Genomic DNA, 20718 nt, shown 5'->3' on the forward strand with positions numbered 1-20718 from the left:
GGTTGCCATTGATCGATGGCGCACTCCGCAAATTCCGTAGCTGGAGGCAGGCGTCCGCGCCCGTTGACTTTTCGAGTGTGGGCCGAAGACTGCCCTCTCTGCGGAGTAGCCGAGGGCGCTGACAGGATGCGTTACGTTTCGCGTTGTCCCTAAGGCTCTACGCACAGGTTTGGGCACCACCGCCCTTTTAGCGGCTCGGACGGGGTGGGCCAGTCGACGGACCTTGCGCGGTACGATCCGCCTCGTAATGAAGCCCATTTTCCAGCCTTCCTGCGTGACCGCTGTTGGGCTGAATGTAGCAGCCGAAAGTCCCCAATTGAAGCCTTCGCGTCAGCCGGCGGTCGGCGTCGGACTTGTACTGCGTGTGCCTCTGCCGTTAGCCGGACAGGCTTCCGACAACGCTAAAACCCTGGCGGCCTTATGTCAGTGCTGGGTACCAAGCACCGAATGGGCTATCAGCATATCCAACCGACGTATGTCCGCTTTCTTGCCCACCTTAATTTTGATGTGACCAGCCCTCGTCCATAGCTCAAGCTCAGCGTCCATGTCGAATGTTCCGGCGTTCTCCGAGGACCACATGTTGATAGCAGAGTAGGGCAGCGAATACACCTCCACTTTCTTGCCGGTGATTCCTTGGGCGTCGCGGACGATCAATCGCTTGGTTGTAAAGATGGCGCTATCGCGAAATGTCTTATATGCGGCCACTGGTTGCTCGCCCGGGACCATTAATTCCATGACGTCGTTCGGGATCGGACATTCGGTGACGAACATCCATGTGGTCACTGCTGCTGCCTCCAAGGCTGCTCCTTTGATTGGTATGGCTTGCTGTGAGTGATGGGCTGGACCTGATCAAGCCTGCCTCCCGCGAATCGCCCTACTGCTTTCCGTTGTCTGCAGAAGATCCTTGAGACCGTCCGCGTCGAGGAAGCCTGCGACGTCGATGGAGCCATTCGGACGCACCCGAACATCAATCCGGTTGGTAACGACCTCGGGCTTGTAGGCTTTGTATCGTTTGGTGAGGTGGATGAAGCGTTGGTTGCTGGAGCCCACCAGCGCGCGGCGGGTTTCGGGGTTTCGGGCCTCGTAGGGACCATCGACAAGCAGGTCCGTCGCTGCGAGGAAGGCCTTGGTGACATCGTCCCTGCCCAGCAGGGATTCGTACTCGTAGCCGGAGAACGCGATGACTCCTAGACCCCGCTCTTGTGCCGCCTTTGCCAAAGCGGCACCGCTTGCGGGCTGATCGAAAGGCTCGCCGCCGATAAGCGTGAGCCCTTCAACTCCCGCAGCGACGGCCTGATCGACAATTTCCGCAATGGGCGTCCGTGTCCCACCACGGGGATTGAACAGGTGCGGATTGATGCAGCCCTTGCACTGGATGCTGCAGCCCTGAAACCAGACCGCGCTCCGTAGACCCGGACCTTCTGCGGTGGTGCCATGCAGAACGCGCGCGACCTGAAGGTGCCCGTCGTTCAAAGGTCGAGTCGGCGAGCTGATTGGGTCCCAGTGTTCATCGGCGCCGTCACCGGTGAGGGGGCTGGCGCGCTGTGCTGCGGGGCGCCGAAGGTGAGCTTTGACCGGTGGGGGATGAGCAGGTGGGGCGGCACCTGGGCCTTTGACATGAGCTGCTCGAAGGAAGTAAACCAGCCTACGCTCTGCCGCGCGTCAATGATGCAGTTGGCTGTTGACTGGTCCACGCCTAACGCTGTGACGAGATCACCGCTGGAGGCTGTGTTCACGTCGAGGGCCTGGTTGGGTGAAGCCTGCGGAGCCACAATCGGCGCCGCGGATGCGAAAGCAGAGGCCGCGGCGTTGGGGTCATATCCGCGGGCCGGGGGCGGGCCTCCTGCCGGCTGCGATGCTCCGGCTTGGGCGTACCATTTGACGTCGCTGGTGTGGGCCTTCCAGATCAGCCACTTCTTGTTGGTAACGAAGGACGCCACGAGTCCGCCGATAAAGGTCGTGAACCAGATCCATCCCCAGATGGTGCTCGCCACAGAGGTTTTGGGCGCTTCTTTCGTGCCGCCGTCGAATGTACCTGACGCCACCATGAGGCCGACTCCGAGCACCAGAAATCCGATGCCCAGTCTGATCCACAGCTTGTTCTTGGCCTTTATTCCGCGAATGAGCAAGCCGACGCCAGTCAACAGGCCGAAGGAAAGGATGCCCCAGAGGAGTCCGGCGCTGTTTCGGAGACGCCACGTGCGTGAACAGAGTTTTTCTTCCGGAGTCATCGTTCGCTGTCCGCCTCGTACTGTAGGTGTTGGGTGTCAACCTCTTGGTTGACGGATTGGTAGTAGGCCGGGGTTAACCGGGAATCGGAGATCACCGCGTCCGGCAACAAAGCCTGGATCGCGGCGAGGTCATCTGTGCAGCCCGGTCCCGGGCCGTGGGCCTCGGCGGTTATGGACCCGGATGCCGAAACGGTGATGGTAAAAGTCTTCTTCTGCATCATGTCGCCTGTTCGAAAACGAGTTGGACTTCGCCGTTGGCTGCTGTCTGTGAGACGAGAACCATGCCCAGTTCCGCGGCGCGGGCGTGCAGCGAGTCCACGGTTCGCTGTTGGAGCAGCGCACCGACGCTCATGTCCAGGGAGGCGAGCATGTTCCCGGTGACCTCCTCCGCCGCGTTATCGACCCGGCCCAGAAAGACCTCGCCGATCCGTTGGAAGGTGATCCTTCCATAGGGGCTATTGCCGGTGATGCGTCCCTCGGCGACGCTCAATTGGGTTGCACCCATGGCACGGAGCGCGTCCTGCAGGAGCTGGGCGTCCTTGATGCGGGTCGTTTTGCACTTTTCGCACAAGTCGGTGCTACGGGCTTCGCGGATGGCGGCAACGGCGGCGATCCCCACGGGGATCAGGAGCAGCTCGAGACTCATGGGGCTAGTCCCCGAAATCGATCTGCCGGCCACCACGCCATGAGTTGACGTCGGCTGTGGCGGCGGTGCCGCTCGTCGAGTAGTCCTCCCGTGCGCTGGTCGATGTTGCCGCCACGGCACGTTTGGACGCCCATTCACGAACTGCGTTGATCTGTTCGGCCTGAGTAACAGAGAGCGGGACCGTGTTGGAGATCGCCCTGCTCAGGTCTTTTTCATTGAGCCGGCGACGTTCGGAGAACGCCTCGAAGCATGCACTGACCGCAGCTTCGGCGATCTCTGCGCCGGAGAAGCCTTCGGTCTGCTCAGCCAGGAAACCCAGCGAACTGGCGGTGATCTCGAAATCGCCGGAGGCAGCTGAAGCTGCAGTGAGCCGTTTTTCGAGCTGGATGCGCCAGATGTGAACCCGTTCTTCCTTCGTCGGGAGGTCGACAAAGAAGATCTCATCAAAGCGGCCCTTGCGGAGGAACTCCGGCGGCAGGGAATCAATCTTGTTGGCTGTGGCAATGACGAACACCGGATTCTTCTTTTCCTGCATCCACGTCAGGAAGGTCCCGAAGACCCGCTGGCTGGTGCCCGAGTCTCCGCTGCCACTCGACCCGAAGCCCTTTTCAATTTCGTCGATCCACAGGATCGAAGGGGACACGGCCTCGGCCAGCTTTAGGGCACCCCTCATGTTTTGCTCACTGGAGCCCACCAAGCCGGAGAATACACGACCGACGTCAAGCCGAAGCAGAGGCAGTCCCCACAGCGTAGCCATGCAGGTGGCCGTCAGGCTCTTGCCGCAGCCGGGGATACCGGTGATTAGGACGCCCTTCGGCGCGGGGATGGACCAGCGCTGCGCCTCCGGCAGCCAAGAACCGTTGCGCTTCTTCAACCACTTCTTCAGGTTTTCCAAACCGCCAACATCGTTCATCGTTCCTTCGGCGGAGATGAATTCCAGCAACCCGGACTTCCTGATGGTTTGGCGCTTCTCGTCAAGGACCAAGGCGATATCAGACGCGTCCAGCCGGCGATCTGAGGCAATGGCGCGGGCGAAGGCATTCTCCGCCTCGCCCAAGGTCAGACCCTGAGCAGCTTGGATGAGTCTCTGGTGGTCGTCCGGGCTGAGATCCACAACGATCGACGCGGCGTTCGCTGTGACGATCTCGTCCAGGACGCCCTCGATTTCGCCGGCCGTCGGCAGCGGAAGGTCGACGACGGTGACTTCCTTCTCCAGATCGGCCGGTAGCGTCAGCCCGGGGGAGACGATGATGAGGGTGTGGGGGACGTCTCCGGTCCGGAACGCCGTGGCGGCATCCTGGACCGCGCGGATCATCGTCGGCTCGGCCGGCCGGCCCTGCGCCCCAAGGAAGTGGTGAAGGTCGAAGAACACGAAAATAGTGGGCTCCGGTGCCTTGATCGCGTCGGCCAGGGCAGCGTCAGGGGCCGTAGGCTTTCCGGACTGGCCCGGGGCGTGCAGGCCTTTGGAGACTGTATACATGACGACGCGGCGGGACCGCCGAAGATCCGGACTCGTCGCTACAGCTTCTGCCGCGGCGATGACCCGGTTGCCCTCGTGTGTCTCCACCAGCAGGATCGGGTGCCGCGCCCGGATGAGCTCGACCAGAGTCTCGCCGAAGACCAACGGCGTCTTTGCATTCACTTTTGCCCCCAGAGTTCTTGTGTCGCAACTTGGGGAAGCTTATCTCAGCATCAGGGCGTTTGAAGTGCACAGAGGGACAAGAATGCAGGGCTGTTACTTTCGTCGGCTCGGAGGCGACCCGGGAAGTCCAAGCACTCTAGGTTTTCGGCAGGCTCAGCCGCGAATAAACCACGGCACGCCGTACTGGATCTCGCAAGACGGCTTCGTCGAATAAGTCGCACCGGCGTGGTCACTTCGACCAGCATCCGGAAGTCCGCAATAAGCGCGTCTCTGGATATGCGCGGGCTTCGACAGACTCAACTGAGGGGCTTCGACAGGCTCAACTGTCGATCGATACCTCAGCCACCTCAACCTCAACCCCCGCATCCCTAAACTTCCGCACCTGCTCCGGATCTGCGCCGTCGTCCGTCGCCAGTGTCCACAGCCACGCCAGGCGTGCCCACGCGTGAAACGGCCGCAGGCCAAGCTTCGACGAGTCCGCCAGCACGTACACCTCCCGCCCCCGCCTAGCCATCAGCTCCTTGAGCCGGGTCTGGGCGTGGTCGGCCTCGCAGATGCCGTCCTCGGCGGTGACGGCGTCTGCGCCCAGGAACACGCGGTCAAAGCTCATCCGCTCCAGGGCCGCTTCGGCCAGCGGCCCCACGAAGCTTTGGCTCAGGCTCCGCAGCCGGCCGCCCAGGCAGTCCACCTCGATGCCCTCGGAATCGGCCAGCTCCTGCATGGTGTTGATGCCCGGCGTCGTCACGGACAGCTTTTCGATGCCGCGCAGTTCGTGGGCCAGGGCACCCACGGTGGAGCAGGCGTCCAGCAGGATGTTCTCCCCGGGGCGGATCACCGATGCCGCCCAGCGGGCGATGGCGTGCTTCTGCTCAAACGCCTCGCCGGTGCGCTGCCGCAAATACGCCTCCGGGTGCCCGCCCAGCGCCATCGCCTCACGGCGACCGACGGCCGGGCGGCCATCTCCGCGGCCTGGTGCAGGGCCTCCACCATGGACCGGGAATCAGCGATCGCCTTGCCGGCGATGTCGAACGCGGTGCCGTGGTCCACGGACGTGCGGACCACCGGCAGGCCCGTGATGTTCACGGGCCTCGAAGCCCAGCACCTTTACCGGGCCGTGCCCCTGGTCGTGGTACATCGCCACCACGTGTGAAGGCGGGCGACACAGCTGCTTGTGGCGGGTCCGGTCCCATTGGGCTGCTCAAGGAGGACGTCCCCGCACGGGTGCGCGAGCTCACCGGCGGGACCGGGGCCGACGTCGCGTTCGAATGCGTGGGCGTGAACGCGGTGCTGGACACCAAGCTCGACGCCGTCCGGCCAGGCGCCGTGGTGGTCAATGTGTCCATCGGGGGCGCGCCCGCCACCATCGACGTGCAGAAGATTGTGCTCAAGGAGATCGACCTGCGCGGCACCATCGCCTACGTCCGCGACCACCCCGCGGTCATCAAGATGGTGCAGGAGAGCAAGGTGGATTTGGAGCCGTTCATCACCGGGAGGATCGCGCTGGAGGACCTGGTGGAGCAAGGCTTCGACACCCTGATCAACCACAAGGACACAGCGCCGTCGTCCTTCCTCTTCCTTCGCTGTAGAGCGCCGATGTAGGGTCGTGCCGTGATCGTCCCCGAAATTTCCCAGAACGCCGCGGCGGTCGCGGATCACTACGACGAACTCGACCCCATATACCGTCTCGTGTGGGGCGACCATGTCCATCACGGGCTGTGGACGACGGGCCGCGAGACACCCGGCGAAGCCGTCGAGACGCTCGTGGACACAGTCGGCGACAGGCTGGGCCTCCTGCCCGGCCAAGCGTGCGTCGACATCGGCTGCGGCTACGGCTCCACCGCACGGCGGCTCGCTATGACACGCAGGGTCAGCGTCACCGGCTTCACCCTTGCGGCCGAGCAGGCCAACTATGCAGCCGCGCATCCCGTACCAGGCGTGGACATCCAGGTCCGCGACTGGCTCGACAACGGGCTGGCCGATGCCTCGGCCGATTCCGCCTGGGCCATCGAGTCGAGCGAGCACATGGTGGACAAGCCCAGGTTCTTCGCCGAGGCGCACCGCGTGCTGGCGCCCGGCGGCCGCTTCGTCATCTGCGCGTGGCTCGCCGAGACCGGCGCCAGCGGGTGGAAAGTCCGCCACCTGCTCGAGCCGATCTGCCGCGAAGGGCGCCTGCCCTCGATGGGAACGCGCGAGGACTATGAGGAGATGGCAAGGCAGGCCGGCTTTACGGTCACCGGCTACGAGGATGTCAGCCGCCGCGTCGCCCGCACCTGGCCAATCTGCGCTCGCCGGCTCGTGAAGGCATTGCTCGTCGACAGCGAGATCCGCCGACTGGCCCTTGGGGCACGCAACCGCAACTCATTTCTGGGCATTCCCCGCCTGATCCTGGCCTACCGCACCGGTGCGATGCGGTACGGGATCTTCACGCTGTCGAAGGGTTAGGTCGGCCTGATTGCGGGCCCCTCGACGCACTGCCCCAGGGCGCTCCGGGGCGGGCTGGTTCGCATGGTCGGCCCGCCCCTCGGGGACTAGCGGCGCTGGGCCATCAGGACGAGGGCGCACGACGCCAGCACGCCGGCAAGGGCGAAGACGAGCATGCCCGTGAATGAACCACCGCCTGACTGGATCAATGCCCCGCTGACAATCGGACCGATGGAGAACCCGGTGCCGATCATCAGGTTGGTGGTGTTCATCAGGTGTGCCCCGCTGGAAAGCGAGGACAGCGTGGACAGCAGGTACGGCAGGATGAAGGTCCAGGCGAACTTGAAGATCACGGCGGCGACGGCGAATTGGATCAGGGCCGGTGAACCGAAAAGAAGCACGATGCTGAGGGCCATGCCTGCGTAACCTGCTGCCAGGTAGAGCTTCCGGCGCGGCGTCTCACCAAGTGCGGTGGCAACAAGGGCGGACAGGATGCCGCCAACGGTAGCGAGGGAAAGGACAAGGCTGCTGGCGGAAAGGTCGATTCCCGAGCCCGCCGAGATCTGGGCAATGAACGACCAGACACCGCTGAGAGCGATGTAGAAAAGGAGCACAGCGGCCATTCCCGCGGCTGCTTTGAACACCGGGACGCGGTTCGCAGCATGCCCTGGGACGGGTGCGGCGGCGGTCCGCAGCACTTCGCCGTCGATGCGGTTGACCACCAGGAGGCACAGCACTGCAAGTCCGGCGAGTGTCCAGTAGATCGCTGAAACTGGCGCTCCCGCGAACAGGGAGGGGAAGACCGCCAGAATCAGAGCACCCATGGCCAGCTGGAAAACGACGAATATACCGAAGGCGCGGCTAGGGTTGGCGGTTTTGCCGCTAAGGGTCAGGATGATCACGGTGATGGAGCCGGCCGCGAGGCTGGTCACCACCCGGGCGATCATCAACAGGCCGAAATCGTCCACAAAGCCGGAGACCACGTTGCCGGCGATGACGATCGCGGTGAAGATATAGCTCGCCGTCCTCAGATTCATCCGCCGGAGCCAAAGATAGGCCGGTACGGTGGCCAGGCTGAAGGCGCCGAGCTCCAGGGAAAAGAGCGTCCCCACCTGGACCGGGGTCAGGCCGAACTGCTCGATCAGTTTGCCTGCGATGACAGGGGCAATCAGCAGGACGGTGTAAAGGACTGCGCTGAAAACAGCGATATAGGTGTACGTCCCCTTGTCTGAGGAGACGGCTGCCGGAGCAGCGTGTGCGGTAGTGGCCATGGTTTTGTCTTTCGGGCAGGACGAAACGGCGAAGGCCGCCGTCGGCGGGAAATGGGGGTGGTGCGCCCCTGCAAGGCACGTAAGGAGCAGGGGGTTATGCGGAAGCCGTCAGGTGCGCTGCGTTGCGCGTCCTTCGGCCGGAGTCGCTGTGGCGTCCGCTGATCCTGCATCGAAGACCTTGCGGCCCGCGAACCAGGTCTGGCGGGTTTTGATGTGCGCGATTTGTTCGGTTTCGATCTCGTACGGATTAGCACTCAGGACGATGAAATCCGCCGACTTTCCCGGGGCCAGGGAGCCGATGACGTCTTCCAGGCCCATCGCCTGGGCCGAGTTGGTGGTGTACACCCGGATGGCTTCCGGGAGTGAAATGGCCTGTTCGGGCCAGAGTGTCCCAGGGAATTCTCCTGTTGGATCCTGCCGGGTTACCAAGCCGTAAATCCCTTCCCACGCGTTGGGCGACACGCTGACCGGCCAGTCCGAGCCGCCGGCGATTCGGGCCCCGGCGTCCAGCAGGGAGCGGTTGGGCTGCATCTTCGACGCTCTTTCCGCCGGTAGCACCGTGGCAATGGCTTCGGAGATGACGCCCGGGAACCACAACGACGGGGAGATGTCGGCGGTGACATCGAGTTCGGCAAACCGGGGGATGTCCTGTTCCTGGACGAACTGGCCGTGGGCGATGTGGTACTTCGGCGTGGTGTGTCCGGCTGCGCGGACCTTGGCCACGGTGTCGAGCACTACCCGGACGGACGCGTCGCCCGTGCAGTGGATCTTGGCGGAAATACCACGCTCCGCCGTGCCCATCAGCCAGCGCTCCAGCTCCGCCGCAGGCATGGTGGTGCCGCCGCAGTGGCACTCCGGGAAGCCGGCATCCGGCAAATAGGGTTCGATGAACGCCGCAGTCCCTGCCGGAGGCACCCCGTCAAGGAAGATCTTGATGAAGTCCGGCCGGTGGTGCTCCGACCGCGACTCCTCGCGGTGGGCGATGATGCCCTCGCCCAGCGGCGCGGTGCCGAAAATGAAATCATTGGCCTGCATGGACGTCACCACCCAGGCAGCGAGTTCACCGGAGTCGTCGAGCTCTTTCAGGGCCCGCAGCAACTGGAGGGAGGAGGCCGCATCCTGGAAGCCCGTAACGCCGTAGGAGTGCAGAATGTCGATGCCGCGTGCTGCGGCCCGGGCGAGGTCCTGGGTGGACCGTGGCTGCAACCGCGCCAGCGTCTGTTCTACCAGGACACCTCCGGCCTCGATGAGGACACCGGTGGCACGCCCCGAAGCATCCCGCATAATCTGGCCACCCTCGGGATCCGGAGTGTGCTTGCCGATCCCTGCCAGCTCCAGGCCCCGTGAATTCACCCACCTGTTGTGCTTGCTGTCGTCTTTCAGGATCGCGGGCCGTCCGCCGGTTGCGGCATCAAAACGGGCGAGCGTTTCCACGGAGTTGAGTTCGGCCAGGAGACCGGAACCCCAGCTACCGCCGACCACCCACTCGTCGGGGCCCAGGCTCCCTGAATACTCCGCGACGGCGGTAAGGAGGTCATCGAGCGATTTGGTGGGCACCTCGTTGAGTTCAAACAAGTCCATCTGCCCTGCCAGCATGTGGTGGTTGTGGACGTCAAGCAGCCCGGGCATTACGTAGGCGCCGCCGAGGTCGATGATCTCAGTGCCCGGTCCCGCCGCAGCCTCGGCCAACGATCCGACGGCGTGGACCTTCCCGGCCTTCACGGCAAGTGACGTGACGCGGGGGCGTTCATCGTGCAGGGTGTCGATGACGCCGTTGATCAGAAGAAGGTCAGCTGTGTTATCCATAATCCCAGTCCCTAAAGGTGCCTTGGATCACAACACTAAATTGCCGCGCTAGTGGTTACTTGACTCTCCGTGCACGGCTTTTGCATATCCCGGCAGGCGGGAGGCCTCCCAGCCTGGTCTCAGGGGCGAACGGGCGCGGCCGCCTCTTCTCCTAGCACCGTTGTCCAGGGGCGGGCGGTCCATGAATTCACCACGCCGCCGGTGACGTAGGGATCGGCGGCTGCAAAGGCCTTTGCGGCCTCGAGTGCGTTCTCGCCGGTGAAGATCAGCAACCCGGTGAAGGGGCCGTCACCAACGGCTCCGCCCAGCAGAAGCTCACCCCGTTCCACGGCTTCCCAGCCCGCCTTGAGGTGATCTGAACGGTATTTTCCGCGGGTTTCAAGGTAGTCGTCCGCGTAGGTGTATTCGAGCACGGCGTGCATGGGAATCCGTCCATTTCGGTGAGGGTTTTCGCTCGTTGTAGAAGTAGCGTACCCAGCGGGACTTAGCCGGAAACGGCAACCACCCCGGCCCGGACCTCCGTGTCCCGGAATTTCTGCGCCTGGCGGGGCCGCCGCCGTCGGCCTTCCTCCCTACCTGCTTCAGCCGTCCGGCAAGAGGCTGGCCGCCAAGGTCCTGGCCATGAACCTTCCGAAGCGCTCCGCGCTCCAGCCGCGCTTGAGGACCAGGGTCTCGTAGAGCTCGGCCGAGGTGCTCATGAAGAAGACGTCGGCCACCTCCTCCGCCGTCAGGCCCGGCCGCAGGAATCCCCTTCCGAGCACCTGCCGCGCGTTGTGCAGCATGCGCTGGTACCGCTCGTCGTCCACGTCACGAAGGAGCGCGGCCATGTCCTGCTCCCCGCTCGCCGCGGCGTCCCGGATGAGGAGGTAGACGGGGGAGCCCAGCGGGCTCACCTCGGATATGAACCGACCGAACTGCTCCATGAGCTCGCCGGGATCGGTGACCGTGGCCTGCGCGCGGTCCGAGCGCTCTTCCGCCGGCGACCCACCGGCGCCCAGCAGGCTCTGCTCGTAGATGGCCCGCACCAGCCCCGGCTTTCCGCCGAACCCCTTGTACACGGACTCCTTGGAGACGCCGGCGGCGTGGGCGATGGCGGCAATGGTGGTCCGGCCATACCCGTGGGCCAGGAACAGCGCCCGGGATTGGGCCAGCACCCGCTTCCTGGACTCCTCGGCGGCCTCCTGCCGGCGCCGGGCGTCGTAGCTGCGGGAGCGGGGTGGCACACCGTTGACCGCGGGTCCCATCGGGCTTAAACTCCTTGTGTCAGTTAAATACAGCTGACTGTATCAAATTCAGCGTACCAGCCTCTCCGCCTCCCGCGACTGAGCCTAAGGAGCAGATCATGGACGCTTCAGGAATCGAGCGCGTCCCAGAAGGCCCGGTCCGGCGCATGCTGGCCGCGGCCGCCCGCTACGACCTTGAGGCCATGGTGTCGCAGTTCGCAGATGACTACCGGAACACCACTCCCGTCCACCCGGCCCGCAGCTTCACCGGCTCCGCCCAGGTCCGGAAGAACTGGACGGCGCTCTTTGCCGGCATGCCGGACCTCACCCTCACCGTCCACGACGCGGCCACCGGAGCCGACGGCAAACTCTGGATGGAATGGAGCAACCGCGGCACCCGGCCGGACGGATCCGTGCAGCGGGCCGCAGGGGTGGCCATCTTCACCCTCCGCGACGACAAAATCGCCGCGGCCCAGTTCTACCTTGAACCCGTGGACCAGGACTCCGGCGACGTGAACGAAGCCGTCCGGGAGGCAATCCATGGGGCAGCGGGAGGTGACCGGTCATGATCCTGGTGGTCGGCGGTACGGGCCGCTTGGGCCGCGCCGTGGATTCCCTGCTTGTTGCCGCCGGGCGCCAGGTCCGCATCATGGCCCGCGGCAAGTCCCAGCCGTTCCCGCAAAAGATGGCCGACGGCGTCGAACTCCTCCACGGGGACCTCGCCTCCGCAGCTGACTGCCGAAAAGCGGTGGCGGGCTGCACTGAGGTGGTGTTCGCGGCCTCGGGGTTTGGGATCAAGGACTCCAGTCCACGCGAGGTTGACCGCGATGGGGCCATCCGGTTGGTCCGTGCGGCGGCCGCGGCCGGAGTCCGGCACGTGGTGATGATGTCCATGCACGGCGCCGCCCCGGACGGGCCCATTGATTACCTGCGCTGCAAGGCCGCCGCCGAGGACGCTGTCCGCTCGTCCGGCATGGACTGGACGATTGTCCGGATCGGGGCGCTCCTGGAACAGCGGCTTGAGATCATGGGGACGCCGCTTGAGGCGAAGGGCAAGGTGCCCGTGTTCGGCTCGGGGTCCGCCCCGGTGACCTATACCTCGGTCCAGGACGCGGCCGCCGTCGTGGTCCGTGCCCTCCGCGACCCCGTGCTGCGGAACCGCGTCATCGAATGGGGCTCGCAGACGCTCACTGCAAATGAGGTGGCCGAGGCTCTGTTTGCCCGGGCCGGCCATGGATCGGTTCAGCGGGTTCCGGCAGCCGCCGTGCGGCTGTTGTCCTTGGCGGCCAGGCCGTTTTCACCGTTCCTTGCCCGGGTGGCGGGGGCCGGTGTCTGGGAGGAATCGGGGGCCGCTTCTTTCGAGTTTGGCCCTGCGCGCGCAGAGTTTCCGGACATCCCCGTCACCGGTCTGCAGCAGGTTCTCCAGGCGTCCGGTGCTCCGGGATCTTTGACGTAAGCGCGTGCAACAATGACGCCATGACCCACGAGCGGCATGAATCAGCCGCGCCGGAACTGGACCGCACGGCCCACCATGCTGGACGATCAGCGCTGCGTGGACATGATGCGCACATTCCAGGCTGGCCATCCGGAGCTGTGGGCGGAGGACATCGCGGAGTAGGCCCCGCGGGTCACGGCTCATTCCCGCACCGCACGCAGGCTCGGAATGGGAGACCAGGGTTGGGAAGACCCAACCGGCCGGCTGAGTCCTTGACGGCGCTAGAAGCTGAGAGCAGTCTTTATCGCACGGCATGCCAGCCAGGAGTGCGCCTGAAGCAGCGACATCAGGAGGTCGTCGTGGTCTTGGATACTTCCTCAGTGATGGTGGAGACCCTCCTGGGGTCCCTCAGGGTGCGGCGGGCAGGCACGGGCGCTCCTGCGCTCCTGTGGCACAGCCTGTTTGTCGATTCCAGCACGTTCGACGGCATCCTGCCGGACCTGGGTGCCCAGCGTGAGCTTGTGGTAATCGACGGTCCCGGGCACGGCGACAGCCCCGGGCCGCGCCGACGCTACACGCTGGAGGACTGCGCTGCCGCTGCCATCCAGATTCTGGATGCGGTGCAGATTCCGGGGCCCGTGGACTGGGTGGGCAACGCATGGGGCGGGCACGTCGGAATCGTCTTCGCGCACAACTACCCCTCCCGCTGCAGGACACTCACCACTATCGGTACGCCGCCGTACCCGCTCACCGAGTCGGAGCGGCGGCAAAACGCACTCCTCGTCTACCTGTACCGTGTGGTGGGGCCACGACCTTTCAGCCGGATCATGGTGGAAGCCTTGGCTGGCAAGGGGGTGGCCACCTCCGCCCCGCAGGCTGCGGCGGTGGTGAAAGCTGCTTTTATGGCAGGGGACAAGCCCGGCAAATACTGGGCCATGCAATCAGTGATGATGCACCGCCCCGACCTTCGCCCGGTTTTACCCCGCCTGCAGGTGCCCGTCCTGATGCTGGCGGGCCGCGACGATGAACTGCTTGACGCAGCGGAGGCCGAACGGGCGGCCCTGAGCGCTCCTGACGGCCGCTTCGGACGAGTCACCGGAGCCGGCCATGTCGCTCCACTACTCGTGGCACCCCATGAAGTCACCGAGCGAGTCCTGGCGTTCTGGTCCGGGCGTGGCTCATTTTAGTCCCGCCTGAAGCTCGATTCAGCGCGAAACCTCCGCCACCTGAACCTCAACCCCCGCGTCCCTAAACTTCGCCACCTGGGCCGGATCCGCGCCGTCGTCCGTCACCAGGGTCCACGGCAGTGCAAGCCGCGCCCACGCATGAAAAGGCCGCAGGCCGAGCTTCGAAGAATCCGCCAGCACATACACCTCCCGTCCGCGCCGGGCCATCAGCTCCTTGAGCCGGGTCTGGGCGTGGTCGGCCTCGCAGATGCCGTCCTCGGCGGTGACGGCGTCGGCGCCCAGGAACACGCGGTCAAAGCTCATCCGCTCCAGCGCCGTCTCCGCCAGCGGCCCCACAAAACTCTGCGAAAGGCTCCGCAGCCGGCCGCCCAGGCAGTCCACCTCGATGCCCTCGGAATCGGCCAGCTCCTGCATGGTGTTGATGCCCGGCGTGGTCACGGAGAGCTTCTCGAACCCGCGCAGCTCGTGGGCCAGGGCACCCACGGTGGAGCCGGCGTCCAGCAGGATGTTCTCCCCGGGCCGGATCACGGACGCCGCCCAGCGGGCGATCGCGTGTTTCTGCTCGAACGCCTCGCCGGTGCGCTGCCGCAGCGACGCCTCCGGGTGCGCGCCCAAGGCCATGGCCCCGCCGTAGGTGCGGGCCAGCCGGCCCTGCCCGTTCAGCAGCGCCAGGTCCCGGCGGATGGTGGAGGCCGTCACCTCGAACCGGGCGGACAGTTCCTCCACGGACGCCAGGCCGGTGGTGACGGCGAGGTGGTAGATCTCCTCGCGCCTGGCATTTGCGCTCAGCATTCCCGGTCTCCTTCGCGTGGGCGTGCTTACCATGCTAGTTCCGGCCCCCAATAAATCAGTGCTGCTACACGGCCACGCTGGGCCGCGTGGCCATCTCCGCGGCCTGGTGCAGCGCCTCCACCATGCTGCGCGGATCAGCGATCGCCTTGCCGGCAATGTCAAAGGCGGTGCCGTGGTCCACGGACGTGCGGATCACCGGCAGGCCCACCGTGATGTTCACGCCGGCCTCGATGCCCAGCACCTTCACCGGGCCATGCCCCTGGTCGTGGTACATGGCAACCACCAGGTCGTAGTCGCCGCGGCCGGCCAGGAAGAACAGCGTGTCTGCGGGCAGCGGGCCCGTGACGTCGATCCCGGCAGCCTGCGCGGCCTTCACACCCGGCTCGATCTTCTCCGCTTCCTCGCCCTGGCCGAACAGCCCGTTCTCGCCGGCGTGCGGGTTGATGGCACAGACGCCGATCTTCGGGTTCGGGATGCCCGCACGGACCAGCGCCTCGTGGCCGCGGCGGATGGTGCGCTCCACCAGGTCCGGGTTGATCTTGCGGATGGCGTCCATCAGCCCGATGTGCGTGGTCACGTGGATCACCCGGATCTTGGGCGTGGAGAGCATCATGGACACTTCCTCCGTGCCCGTCAGCTGCGCCAGCAGCTCGGTGTGCCCCGGGAAGATGTGCCCGGCCGCGTGCAGCGCCTCCTTGTTCAGCGGCGCCGTGCAGATGGCCTGCACCGTCCCGGCCATCGCCAGCTCGCTCGCCACCCGGATGTACTCATACGCCGCGTGGCCGGCCACGGGGGAGAGCTGCCCCCACGGCAGGTCCTCCGGGAGCAGCGCCAGGTCGATCACGTTCACCCGGCCCGGCGTGAACACCGCGTCCTCCACCTTTTCGATCGTGTGGATGTCCGCCTCAATGCCCAGGACGTCCGCGGCCTGGCGGAGGCGCAGTGCGTCGCCGATCACCACGGGTCGGCACTCTTTGTTGCTCTGCGGATCCAGCACGGCGGCCACCACCACCTCCGGCCCCACCCCGGCGCCGTCGCCCATGGTGACGGCCACGATGGGAAGGGCGTCCTGCTCGGTCTTGCTTACTGCTTCGGTGGTCATGTCTGCTCCAGATCGTTCGGAAGTCTTGCTGGGAAGGGTGTTGGCGGGAGCCGGCGCGGACCGGCCGCGGCGCTCCCGGATTTCGTCGTAAAGCTGTAGGAGGGCCAGGTCATCGCCGAAGCTGCCGGGCTTGGTGCCCACCAGCGTTCCGTCCTCGGCGCGGCTCAGCACCGCCCCGTGCTGCACGGCCGCGAGCGGCACCAGCCGGTGAAGGCCGACGGCGTCCAGGACTTCCCGGGCCGTCTCGCCGCCGGTGAGAATCAGGTCAGCGTTCGACCCCTTGGCTGCCTTGGCGGCGAACGTTGAAAGGGCGCGGACGATGCCGGCGGCTTTTGCCGGGTTCACTTTTCCGGCGGCCAGGGTGACGGCCACGTTGCTGCCTGCCGCCAGCGACTGCCGGACTTCGGCCAGTTCCGGTTGGTACGCGCCGGTGGCGCCCGCGTACAGCGGGTGCAGCCGGACCATGGTGAAGCCGCGCGCTTCCAGCTGCGCCAGTTGCGCCTGCGCCGTTCCGGAAGCGGAGCCGACGACGGCGAGCACCGGTTTGGCGGCCCCCTGCGGTTCCGCGGCGGCTGCGTCGGCCGGGGTCCCGGATTGCGCATTTCGCGCAGATTGTGCGAGCCGCTGTGCCAGAACATCAGCCGTTCCGCCGGTACCCACCAGGACTACGCGGCGGACGCCGGCGATGAAGCCGAGTTCCAGCAGGGCGTCCACCACGTGTTCCAGGTCCTGCACGCTCTCGCCGTCCGCCACCACCACTTCTGGCTGCCCGGATTCCAGGAGCGCGCCAAGCTTCGCGGGAAGCGAGCCGGACCGGACCGCGGCCAGGTCCAGGGTGTGCACCGAGGCGGGATCCTCCGGGCGGAGGAGGGAAGGGATATCGGCAGGCGGCGCGGCCAGTTCGGCGTGCCACAGCCCCGTCTCCGCGAGGGGAGTCCCGGCAACAAAGGGCTGGCCGTTCCGGACCGAGCGCTGCAGCTGGGGGAGTGCCCCGGCAACAACGGCGTGGAATCCCAGACCAGTCAGCGCGGCGACTTCGGCGCGAACGTTCCCGCGCCACAGCGAGTCGATCTTCTTGAAGGCCACCTGCGCAGCCGTAGCAATAGGACTGGAGAAGGCCTCGGCCACCAGCGCCCCGGCATCAGCATCAGGAAGTCCGCGCGAGTGGGTGTCGGTGACCACAACGTCGGTGACGTTCCCCGAAGTGGAGGTGCCGCCGTCGTGCGTTGCAGTATTGCCCGTTCCGAGCAGAACCTGCGCGGACAGCCCGTGCTGCACAAAGCAGTAGCCAACCTCGGCGGCGCCGGAGAAATCGTCGGCCTGCACATATACGGAAGCCACATTGCTCCTCTCGCGCTCTTAGTCGGTTGACCCCCCGCCACGTGCGGGGATGCATTCATCATGGCATGATTGCGCGAATCGCGCTAGATGGGTTGCGCAATTTGCGCAGGAATGGCAAAGTGATGGAGACAACATTCGGCGCAGCCAATCGGCAGGCCGTCCCCGTTCTACCGAGAGGTCAACGATGACCGTTCTTCCTCAAGGAAGTGAGATTTCCCGCCGCAGGCTGCTGCAGTTCGGCGCCGCGGCCGGGTTTCTGCTGGGCACAGGAAGCCTCGCCGGCTGCGCCGGCCCCACCGGCCTGCCGGGACCCAGCACCCTGACCCTGGCCCTCAACCGGTCCCTGGTCAGCCTGGACAACAAGCTCAACCAGTTCGACGCCGCCGTCACCGTGCAGCGCGCCGTCCGCCAGGGCCTCACCGCCATCGGCCCCGAAACCAAGCCCGTCCTGGTCCTCGCGGACCGCTTCGAGATGACCGGCCCCACCGAGTGGACCGTCCGGCTCCGCGAAGGCATCCGCTACTCGGACAACAGCCCGGTCAAGGTGGAGGACGTTGCCACCGCCCTGAAGATGTACCAGCAGGTGCAGGGCTCCTTCGTGGCCGGCTTCTTCCCCGAATTCCCCGAAGTAGTGCCGGTGGATGACCGCACCTTCAAGATGGTGTCCAAGAAGCCCGTCCCCATCCTGGACTCGCTCATGAGCATGATCCTGATTACACCCGCCGCGCAGAACAAGCCGGAGGAACTGCAGGAAGGCGTGGGCACCGGCCCGTACGTGGTCACCAAGTTCAACCGCGGCGCCGGCACCTACAGCCTGGAACGCAACCCGAACTACTGGGGCCCGGCACCGCAGGTGGACAACGTGGAAGTCCGGTTCCTCCCCGAGGAATCCAGCCGCGTGATCGCGCTGCGCAGCGGCGAGGTGGACATCATCGACTCCATCACGCCGGACTCGCGCGAGCAGCTGGCCGGACTTCCCGGCGTCGAACTTGAAGAGGCATCAAGCCTCCGGCTGAACCAGATCTTCTTCAACTTCCGCAAGCCCGCCGGCCACCCCCTGGCCAACCCCAAGGTGCGCCAGGCCCTGAGCATGGCGATCGACGGCGAAGCACTGGTGAAGAACGTCCTGGTGGACTCCGTCACCCAGGCCGAGGGCGTCACGCCCTCCAGCCTCACCGGCTACCACAAGACCGGCACCTACACCTACGATCCGGAAAAGGCCAAGGCCACCCTCGCCGAGCTGGGCGTCAAGGACCTCACCCTGAAGATCATCTGGGAAACCGGCGAGTTCCCGTCCGACACCTCCGTGATGGAGGCCCTGGTGGAAATGTTTGGCAAGATCGGCGTGAAGGCCGAGCTGCAGCAGTTCGAACCCGGCGGCAACATCCTGGCCTGGCGCCAGGGCAAGCAGGGGGACTGGGACCTCCTGGGCAACGGCTACCCCAGCCCCACCGGCCTGGCCATCACCATGCTGCAGGGCATGTACTCCGGCACCCCGGAAAAGGAAAAGACCCGTGACACCTACCAGGGCTACGTGATCCCTGAGGTCACCGCCAAGATCCAGGCCGCCTCCGCCGAAGCGGACCCGGCCCGCCGGACCGAACTGCTGAACGACGCCCAGCAGGCAGTCTGGGACACCTGGCCCTGCGCCTGGGCGTTCGTGCCCAAATCCGTCCTCGCCCACCGGAAGCGGGTGTCCGGCATCAACCTGGCGCCCACCAATTCCTACCCGCTCGTTGATGTCCGGCTGGAGGCCTGAGCCATGACGAACTACATCCTGAAGCGCCTGGGACAAGGCCTGCTGACCGTGTTCCTCACGGTATCCACCGTGTTCATCCTCATCCGGCTGGCCCCGGGCGACCCCGCCGTGTCCTACGCCGGCCCGCTGGCCACCTCCGAACAGCTCGCCAGGGTGCGCGAACAGTTCGGCCTGGACAAGCCGTTGCTGGAGCAGTACTGGATCTTCCTGCAGCAGCTGTTCAGCGGCAACCTGGGAACGTCCTACTCCTTCCAGGCCCCCGCCATGCAGGTGGTGGCCGAACGGATGCCCTACACGCTCACTCTCGCCACCGCATCCATCCTGCTCACCGCCGTCGTCGCCATCCCGCTGGGTGTGTGGATGTCCCGCCGGCCGGACACCGGCAAGGAACTCGGCGTGAACGTGCTGACCATCGCCGGGCAGTCCATGCCCGACTTCTGGACCGGCATCATGCTCCTCACCGGCTTCGCCGTGCTGATCCCCATCTTCCCGGCCTCCGGCTTCGCCACGTGGGGCGGGCTGGTGCTCCCCACCATCACCATCGCCATCCTGCAGATCGCGCTGATCTCCCGGATGGTCCGGCGGGAAATGACCGCCAACTTCGCCGCACCGTACCTCACCGTGGCCCGCTCCCGCGGCGTTCGCAATTCGGTCCTCACGTGGCGCTACGCCATGGCCAACTCCGCCATCCCGGTATTCACCGCCCTGGGCACCCGGTTCGCCGCCATGCTCAACGGCGTGGTGGTGGTGGAAGTGGTGTTCGCCTGGCCCGGCGTCGGCTCCCTGATCGTCCGTGCACTTGAAACCCGCGACTACCCCCTCATCCAGGCAACGGTCCTCCTCACCGCGCTGCTGGCGGTGGCTGTCCAGCTGGTCATCGACCTCGCCTACCCGCTCCTTGATCCCCGCGTTCGTCTTGGAAAGGCGGCAACAGCATGAGCCTCGACACCGCAACCCCAACTGCCGCCGGGCAACCCGCCCGGCAGCCGAGCCCCAGCGCCGTCACCAAGGCGGACATCGCCAAGGCAGGCGCCACCCGCCGTCGTAATGCCGCCAAATGGAAGCTCATCGTGGGCACCGTCTGCACCCTGCTGGTGATCATCCCGATCATCCTGGCCCAGGTGCTTCCCCTGCCGGACGCCAACTTCCAGGACCTCTCCGCCCGGCGCCTGCCGCCGTTCACGGACGGGCACCTGTTCGGCACCGACCAGCTGGGCCGCGACCTCCTCTCCCGCGTGCTGCACGGCGGCCAGGTCTCGCTGACCATCGGCCTGCTGGCCGTGCTGGTTTCCGGCGCCATCGGCATCATTCTCGGTTCGGCCGCCGGCTACTTCGGCGGCTGGGTGGACACCATCGTCTCCCGCGTCCTCGAGGCCCAGATGTCCCTGCCGCTGCTCATGATGCTGCTGCTGGTGGTGGCCCTGTTCGGCCCCTCCATACCCGTGATCACCTTCGTGATCGCCATCGCCCAATGGCCCGAAGTTGCCCGCCTCACCCGCTCCATGGTGCTGGTGGAACGCGAAAAGCCCTACGTCTCCGCCGCGCGGATCCTGGGCCTGCACCGGATCCAGATCCTCATCCAGCACATCATCCCCAACGTGATCAAGCAGGCCACCCTGGTGGTGCTCCTCCTGCTGGCCCAGGCCGTGCTGCTCGAATCCGCGCTCAGCTTCCTGGGCGCCGGCCCGCAGCGCCCCTTCGCCACCTGGGGCCGCATCATCTCCGACGGCCAGGACTACATCACCACCTCCTGGTGGATGGTCACCCTGCCCGGCCTGGTGATCGTGCTCATGGTGGTGGGCGTGAATCTGCTGGGCGACGGCCTCCGCGACCGTCCCCGCCGCAAGAAGAAGGGTGCCTGA

At 65.8% G+C, this 20718-nt stretch carries 21 protein-coding genes and 3 pseudogenes; 9 read left to right on the forward strand and 15 right to left on the reverse strand.

Annotated features, from left to right (window positions below):
• Positions 1 to 423: 423 nt before the first annotated feature.
• From ARTH_RS05145 to ARTH_RS24390, 9 genes and pseudogenes are all read right to left on the reverse strand, one after another.
• Positions 424 to 798 (reverse strand): PH domain-containing protein, encoded by a 375-nt coding sequence (locus ARTH_RS05145; protein WP_269534767.1) that lies wholly within the window; start codon positions 796 to 798, stop codon positions 424 to 426.
• Between the two features lie 51 nt (positions 799 to 849).
• A complete protein-coding gene (locus tag ARTH_RS05150; RefSeq protein WP_011690881.1) occupies positions 850 to 1473 on the reverse strand; it encodes a 4Fe-4S single cluster domain-containing protein in 624 nt (207 codons plus the stop codon).
• Complete coding sequence (locus tag ARTH_RS05155; RefSeq protein WP_011690882.1) at positions 1470 to 2231, reverse strand: ComEA family DNA-binding protein; 762 nt, start codon at positions 2229 to 2231, stop codon at positions 1470 to 1472. Before ARTH_RS05155 ends, ARTH_RS05150 begins: the two co-directional genes overlap by 4 nt.
• Complete coding sequence (locus ARTH_RS05160) at positions 2228 to 2452, reverse strand: DUF2997 domain-containing protein (protein ID WP_156810623.1); 225 nt, start codon at positions 2450 to 2452, stop codon at positions 2228 to 2230. The genes ARTH_RS05155 and ARTH_RS05160 overlap by 4 nt, the downstream gene beginning before the upstream one ends.
• A complete protein-coding gene (locus ARTH_RS05165; protein ID WP_011690883.1) occupies positions 2449 to 2877 on the reverse strand; it encodes a hypothetical protein in 429 nt (142 codons plus the stop codon). Before ARTH_RS05165 ends, ARTH_RS05160 begins: the two co-directional genes overlap by 4 nt.
• A 4-nt stretch (positions 2878 to 2881) precedes the next feature.
• The gene (locus tag ARTH_RS05170) at positions 2882 to 4519 is read right to left on the reverse strand and encodes an AAA family ATPase (protein WP_011690884.1); all 1638 of its coding nucleotides are present in this window, start codon (positions 4517 to 4519) and stop codon (positions 2882 to 2884) included.
• 319 nt (positions 4520 to 4838) lie between these two features.
• Positions 4839 to 5453 (reverse strand): annotated as a pseudogene (locus ARTH_RS05175) (DeoR/GlpR family DNA-binding transcription regulator); the annotation flags it as partial.
• Positions 5351 to 5581, reverse strand: coding sequence for a 4-hydroxythreonine-4-phosphate dehydrogenase PdxA (locus ARTH_RS23450; protein WP_332248813.1), 231 nt, complete (start codon positions 5579 to 5581; stop codon positions 5351 to 5353). The pseudogene ARTH_RS05175 and the gene ARTH_RS23450, both read right to left, overlap by 103 nt.
• Positions 5520 to 5654, reverse strand: a complete 135-nt coding sequence (locus tag ARTH_RS24390) for a hypothetical protein (RefSeq protein ID WP_269534768.1) — start codon at positions 5652 to 5654, stop codon at positions 5520 to 5522. Before ARTH_RS24390 ends, ARTH_RS23450 begins: the two co-directional genes overlap by 62 nt.
• A gap of 11 nt (positions 5655 to 5665) precedes the next feature.
• Here ARTH_RS24390 and ARTH_RS05180 point away from each other — a divergent pair.
• A pseudogene (locus ARTH_RS05180) lies at positions 5666 to 6118 on the forward strand (zinc-binding dehydrogenase); the annotation flags it as partial.
• Positions 6119 to 6127: 9 nt separating this feature from the next.
• Entirely contained in the window at positions 6128 to 6961 is an 834-nt protein-coding gene (locus ARTH_RS05185) for a class I SAM-dependent methyltransferase (protein WP_011690887.1), read from the forward strand.
• Positions 6962 to 7047: 86 nt separating this feature from the next.
• On the opposite strand, the gene ARTH_RS05190 is transcribed toward ARTH_RS05185, so the two are convergent.
• The 4 genes from ARTH_RS05190 to ARTH_RS05205 form a co-directional block, all read right to left on the reverse strand.
• On the reverse strand, positions 7048 to 8211 hold the full coding sequence (locus ARTH_RS05190; protein ID WP_011690888.1) for an MFS transporter: 1164 nt from the start codon (positions 8209 to 8211) through the stop codon (positions 7048 to 7050).
• A gap of 108 nt (positions 8212 to 8319) precedes the next feature.
• Positions 8320 to 10017 (reverse strand): amidohydrolase, encoded by a 1698-nt coding sequence (locus ARTH_RS05195; RefSeq protein ID WP_011690889.1) that lies wholly within the window; start codon positions 10015 to 10017, stop codon positions 8320 to 8322.
• A gap of 119 nt (positions 10018 to 10136) precedes the next feature.
• Entirely contained in the window at positions 10137 to 10439 is a 303-nt protein-coding gene (locus ARTH_RS05200) for a YciI-like protein (protein ID WP_011690890.1), read from the reverse strand.
• A 159-nt stretch (positions 10440 to 10598) separates the two neighbouring features.
• Positions 10599 to 11261, reverse strand: a complete 663-nt coding sequence (locus tag ARTH_RS05205; RefSeq protein ID WP_011690891.1) for a TetR/AcrR family transcriptional regulator — start codon at positions 11259 to 11261, stop codon at positions 10599 to 10601.
• A gap of 98 nt (positions 11262 to 11359) precedes the next feature.
• Here ARTH_RS05205 and ARTH_RS05210 point away from each other — a divergent pair, with 98 nt between their 5' ends.
• From ARTH_RS05210 to ARTH_RS05220, 4 genes and pseudogenes are all read left to right on the forward strand, one after another.
• A complete protein-coding gene (locus ARTH_RS05210) occupies positions 11360 to 11809 on the forward strand; it encodes a nuclear transport factor 2 family protein (protein ID WP_011690892.1) in 450 nt (149 codons plus the stop codon).
• Positions 11806 to 12696 (forward strand): NAD(P)H-binding protein, encoded by an 891-nt coding sequence (locus ARTH_RS05215; protein ID WP_011690893.1) that lies wholly within the window; start codon positions 11806 to 11808, stop codon positions 12694 to 12696. Before ARTH_RS05210 ends, ARTH_RS05215 begins: the two co-directional genes overlap by 4 nt.
• Positions 12697 to 12771: 75 nt before the next feature.
• Positions 12772 to 12858, forward strand: a pseudogene (locus tag ARTH_RS23765) (nucleoside deaminase); the annotation flags it as partial.
• Between the two features lie 176 nt (positions 12859 to 13034).
• Positions 13035 to 13862 carry an alpha/beta fold hydrolase gene (locus ARTH_RS05220; RefSeq protein ID WP_011690894.1) on the forward strand — a complete coding sequence of 276 codons (828 nt, stop codon included), beginning with the start codon at positions 13035 to 13037 and terminating at the stop codon, positions 13860 to 13862.
• An 18-nt stretch (positions 13863 to 13880) separates the two neighbouring features.
• Here ARTH_RS05220 and ARTH_RS05225 read toward each other — a convergent pair whose 3' ends face one another.
• Both ARTH_RS05225 and pdxA read right to left on the reverse strand, forming a co-directional pair.
• Positions 13881 to 14654 carry a DeoR/GlpR family DNA-binding transcription regulator gene (locus ARTH_RS05225; RefSeq protein ID WP_043429471.1) on the reverse strand — a complete coding sequence of 258 codons (774 nt, stop codon included), beginning with the start codon at positions 14652 to 14654 and terminating at the stop codon, positions 13881 to 13883.
• 64 nt (positions 14655 to 14718) lie between these two features.
• A complete protein-coding gene (gene pdxA / locus ARTH_RS05230; protein ID WP_011690896.1) occupies positions 14719 to 17097 on the reverse strand; it encodes a 4-hydroxythreonine-4-phosphate dehydrogenase PdxA in 2379 nt (792 codons plus the stop codon).
• A gap of 184 nt (positions 17098 to 17281) precedes the next feature.
• Here pdxA and ARTH_RS05235 point away from each other — a divergent pair, with 184 nt between their 5' ends.
• From ARTH_RS05235 to ARTH_RS05245, 3 genes are read left to right on the forward strand one after another with little or no spacing between them, the layout of a single operon-like run.
• Complete coding sequence (locus ARTH_RS05235) at positions 17282 to 18856, forward strand: ABC transporter substrate-binding protein (protein WP_011690897.1); 1575 nt, start codon at positions 17282 to 17284, stop codon at positions 18854 to 18856.
• Between the two features lie 3 nt (positions 18857 to 18859).
• Entirely contained in the window at positions 18860 to 19795 is a 936-nt protein-coding gene (locus tag ARTH_RS05240; RefSeq protein ID WP_011690898.1) for an ABC transporter permease, read from the forward strand.
• Entirely contained in the window at positions 19792 to 20718 is a 927-nt protein-coding gene (locus ARTH_RS05245) for an ABC transporter permease (protein ID WP_011690899.1), read from the forward strand. Before ARTH_RS05240 ends, ARTH_RS05245 begins: the two co-directional genes overlap by 4 nt.

Origin of the sequence: Arthrobacter sp. FB24 (assembly GCF_000196235.1) — a bacterium.
Classification (GTDB): domain Bacteria; phylum Actinomycetota; class Actinomycetes; order Actinomycetales; family Micrococcaceae; genus Arthrobacter.

Coding starts and splice junctions, on each gene's coding strand:
- ARTH_RS05155 (WP_011690882.1), bottom strand. CDS start 2,231: ATGACTCCGGAAGAAAAACTCTGTTCACGCACGTGGCGTCTCCGAAAC.
- ARTH_RS05160 (WP_156810623.1), bottom strand. CDS start 2,452: ATGATGCAGAAGAAGACTTTTACCATCACCGTTTCGGCATCCGGGTCC.
- ARTH_RS05165 (WP_011690883.1), bottom strand. CDS start 2,877: ATGAGTCTCGAGCTGCTCCTGATCCCCGTGGGGATCGCCGCCGTTGCC.
- ARTH_RS24390 (WP_269534768.1), bottom strand. CDS start 5,654: ATGTACCACGACCAGGGGCACGGCCCGGTAAAGGTGCTGGGCTTCGAG.
- ARTH_RS05190 (WP_011690888.1), bottom strand. CDS start 8,211: ATGGCCACTACCGCACACGCTGCTCCGGCAGCCGTCTCCTCAGACAAG.
- ARTH_RS05195 (WP_011690889.1), bottom strand. CDS start 10,017: ATGGATAACACAGCTGACCTTCTTCTGATCAACGGCGTCATCGACACC.
- ARTH_RS05200 (WP_011690890.1), bottom strand. CDS start 10,439: ATGCACGCCGTGCTCGAATACACCTACGCGGACGACTACCTTGAAACC.
- ARTH_RS05205 (WP_011690891.1), bottom strand. CDS start 11,261: ATGGGACCCGCGGTCAACGGTGTGCCACCCCGCTCCCGCAGCTACGAC.
- ARTH_RS05210 (WP_011690892.1), top strand. CDS start 11,360: ATGGACGCTTCAGGAATCGAGCGCGTCCCAGAAGGCCCGGTCCGGCGC.
- ARTH_RS05215 (WP_011690893.1), top strand. CDS start 11,806: ATGATCCTGGTGGTCGGCGGTACGGGCCGCTTGGGCCGCGCCGTGGAT.
- ARTH_RS05225 (WP_043429471.1), bottom strand. CDS start 14,654: ATGCTGAGCGCAAATGCCAGGCGCGAGGAGATCTACCACCTCGCCGTC.
- ARTH_RS05235 (WP_011690897.1), top strand. CDS start 17,282: ATGACCGTTCTTCCTCAAGGAAGTGAGATTTCCCGCCGCAGGCTGCTG.
- ARTH_RS05240 (WP_011690898.1), top strand. CDS start 18,860: ATGACGAACTACATCCTGAAGCGCCTGGGACAAGGCCTGCTGACCGTG.
- ARTH_RS05245 (WP_011690899.1), top strand. CDS start 19,792: ATGAGCCTCGACACCGCAACCCCAACTGCCGCCGGGCAACCCGCCCGG.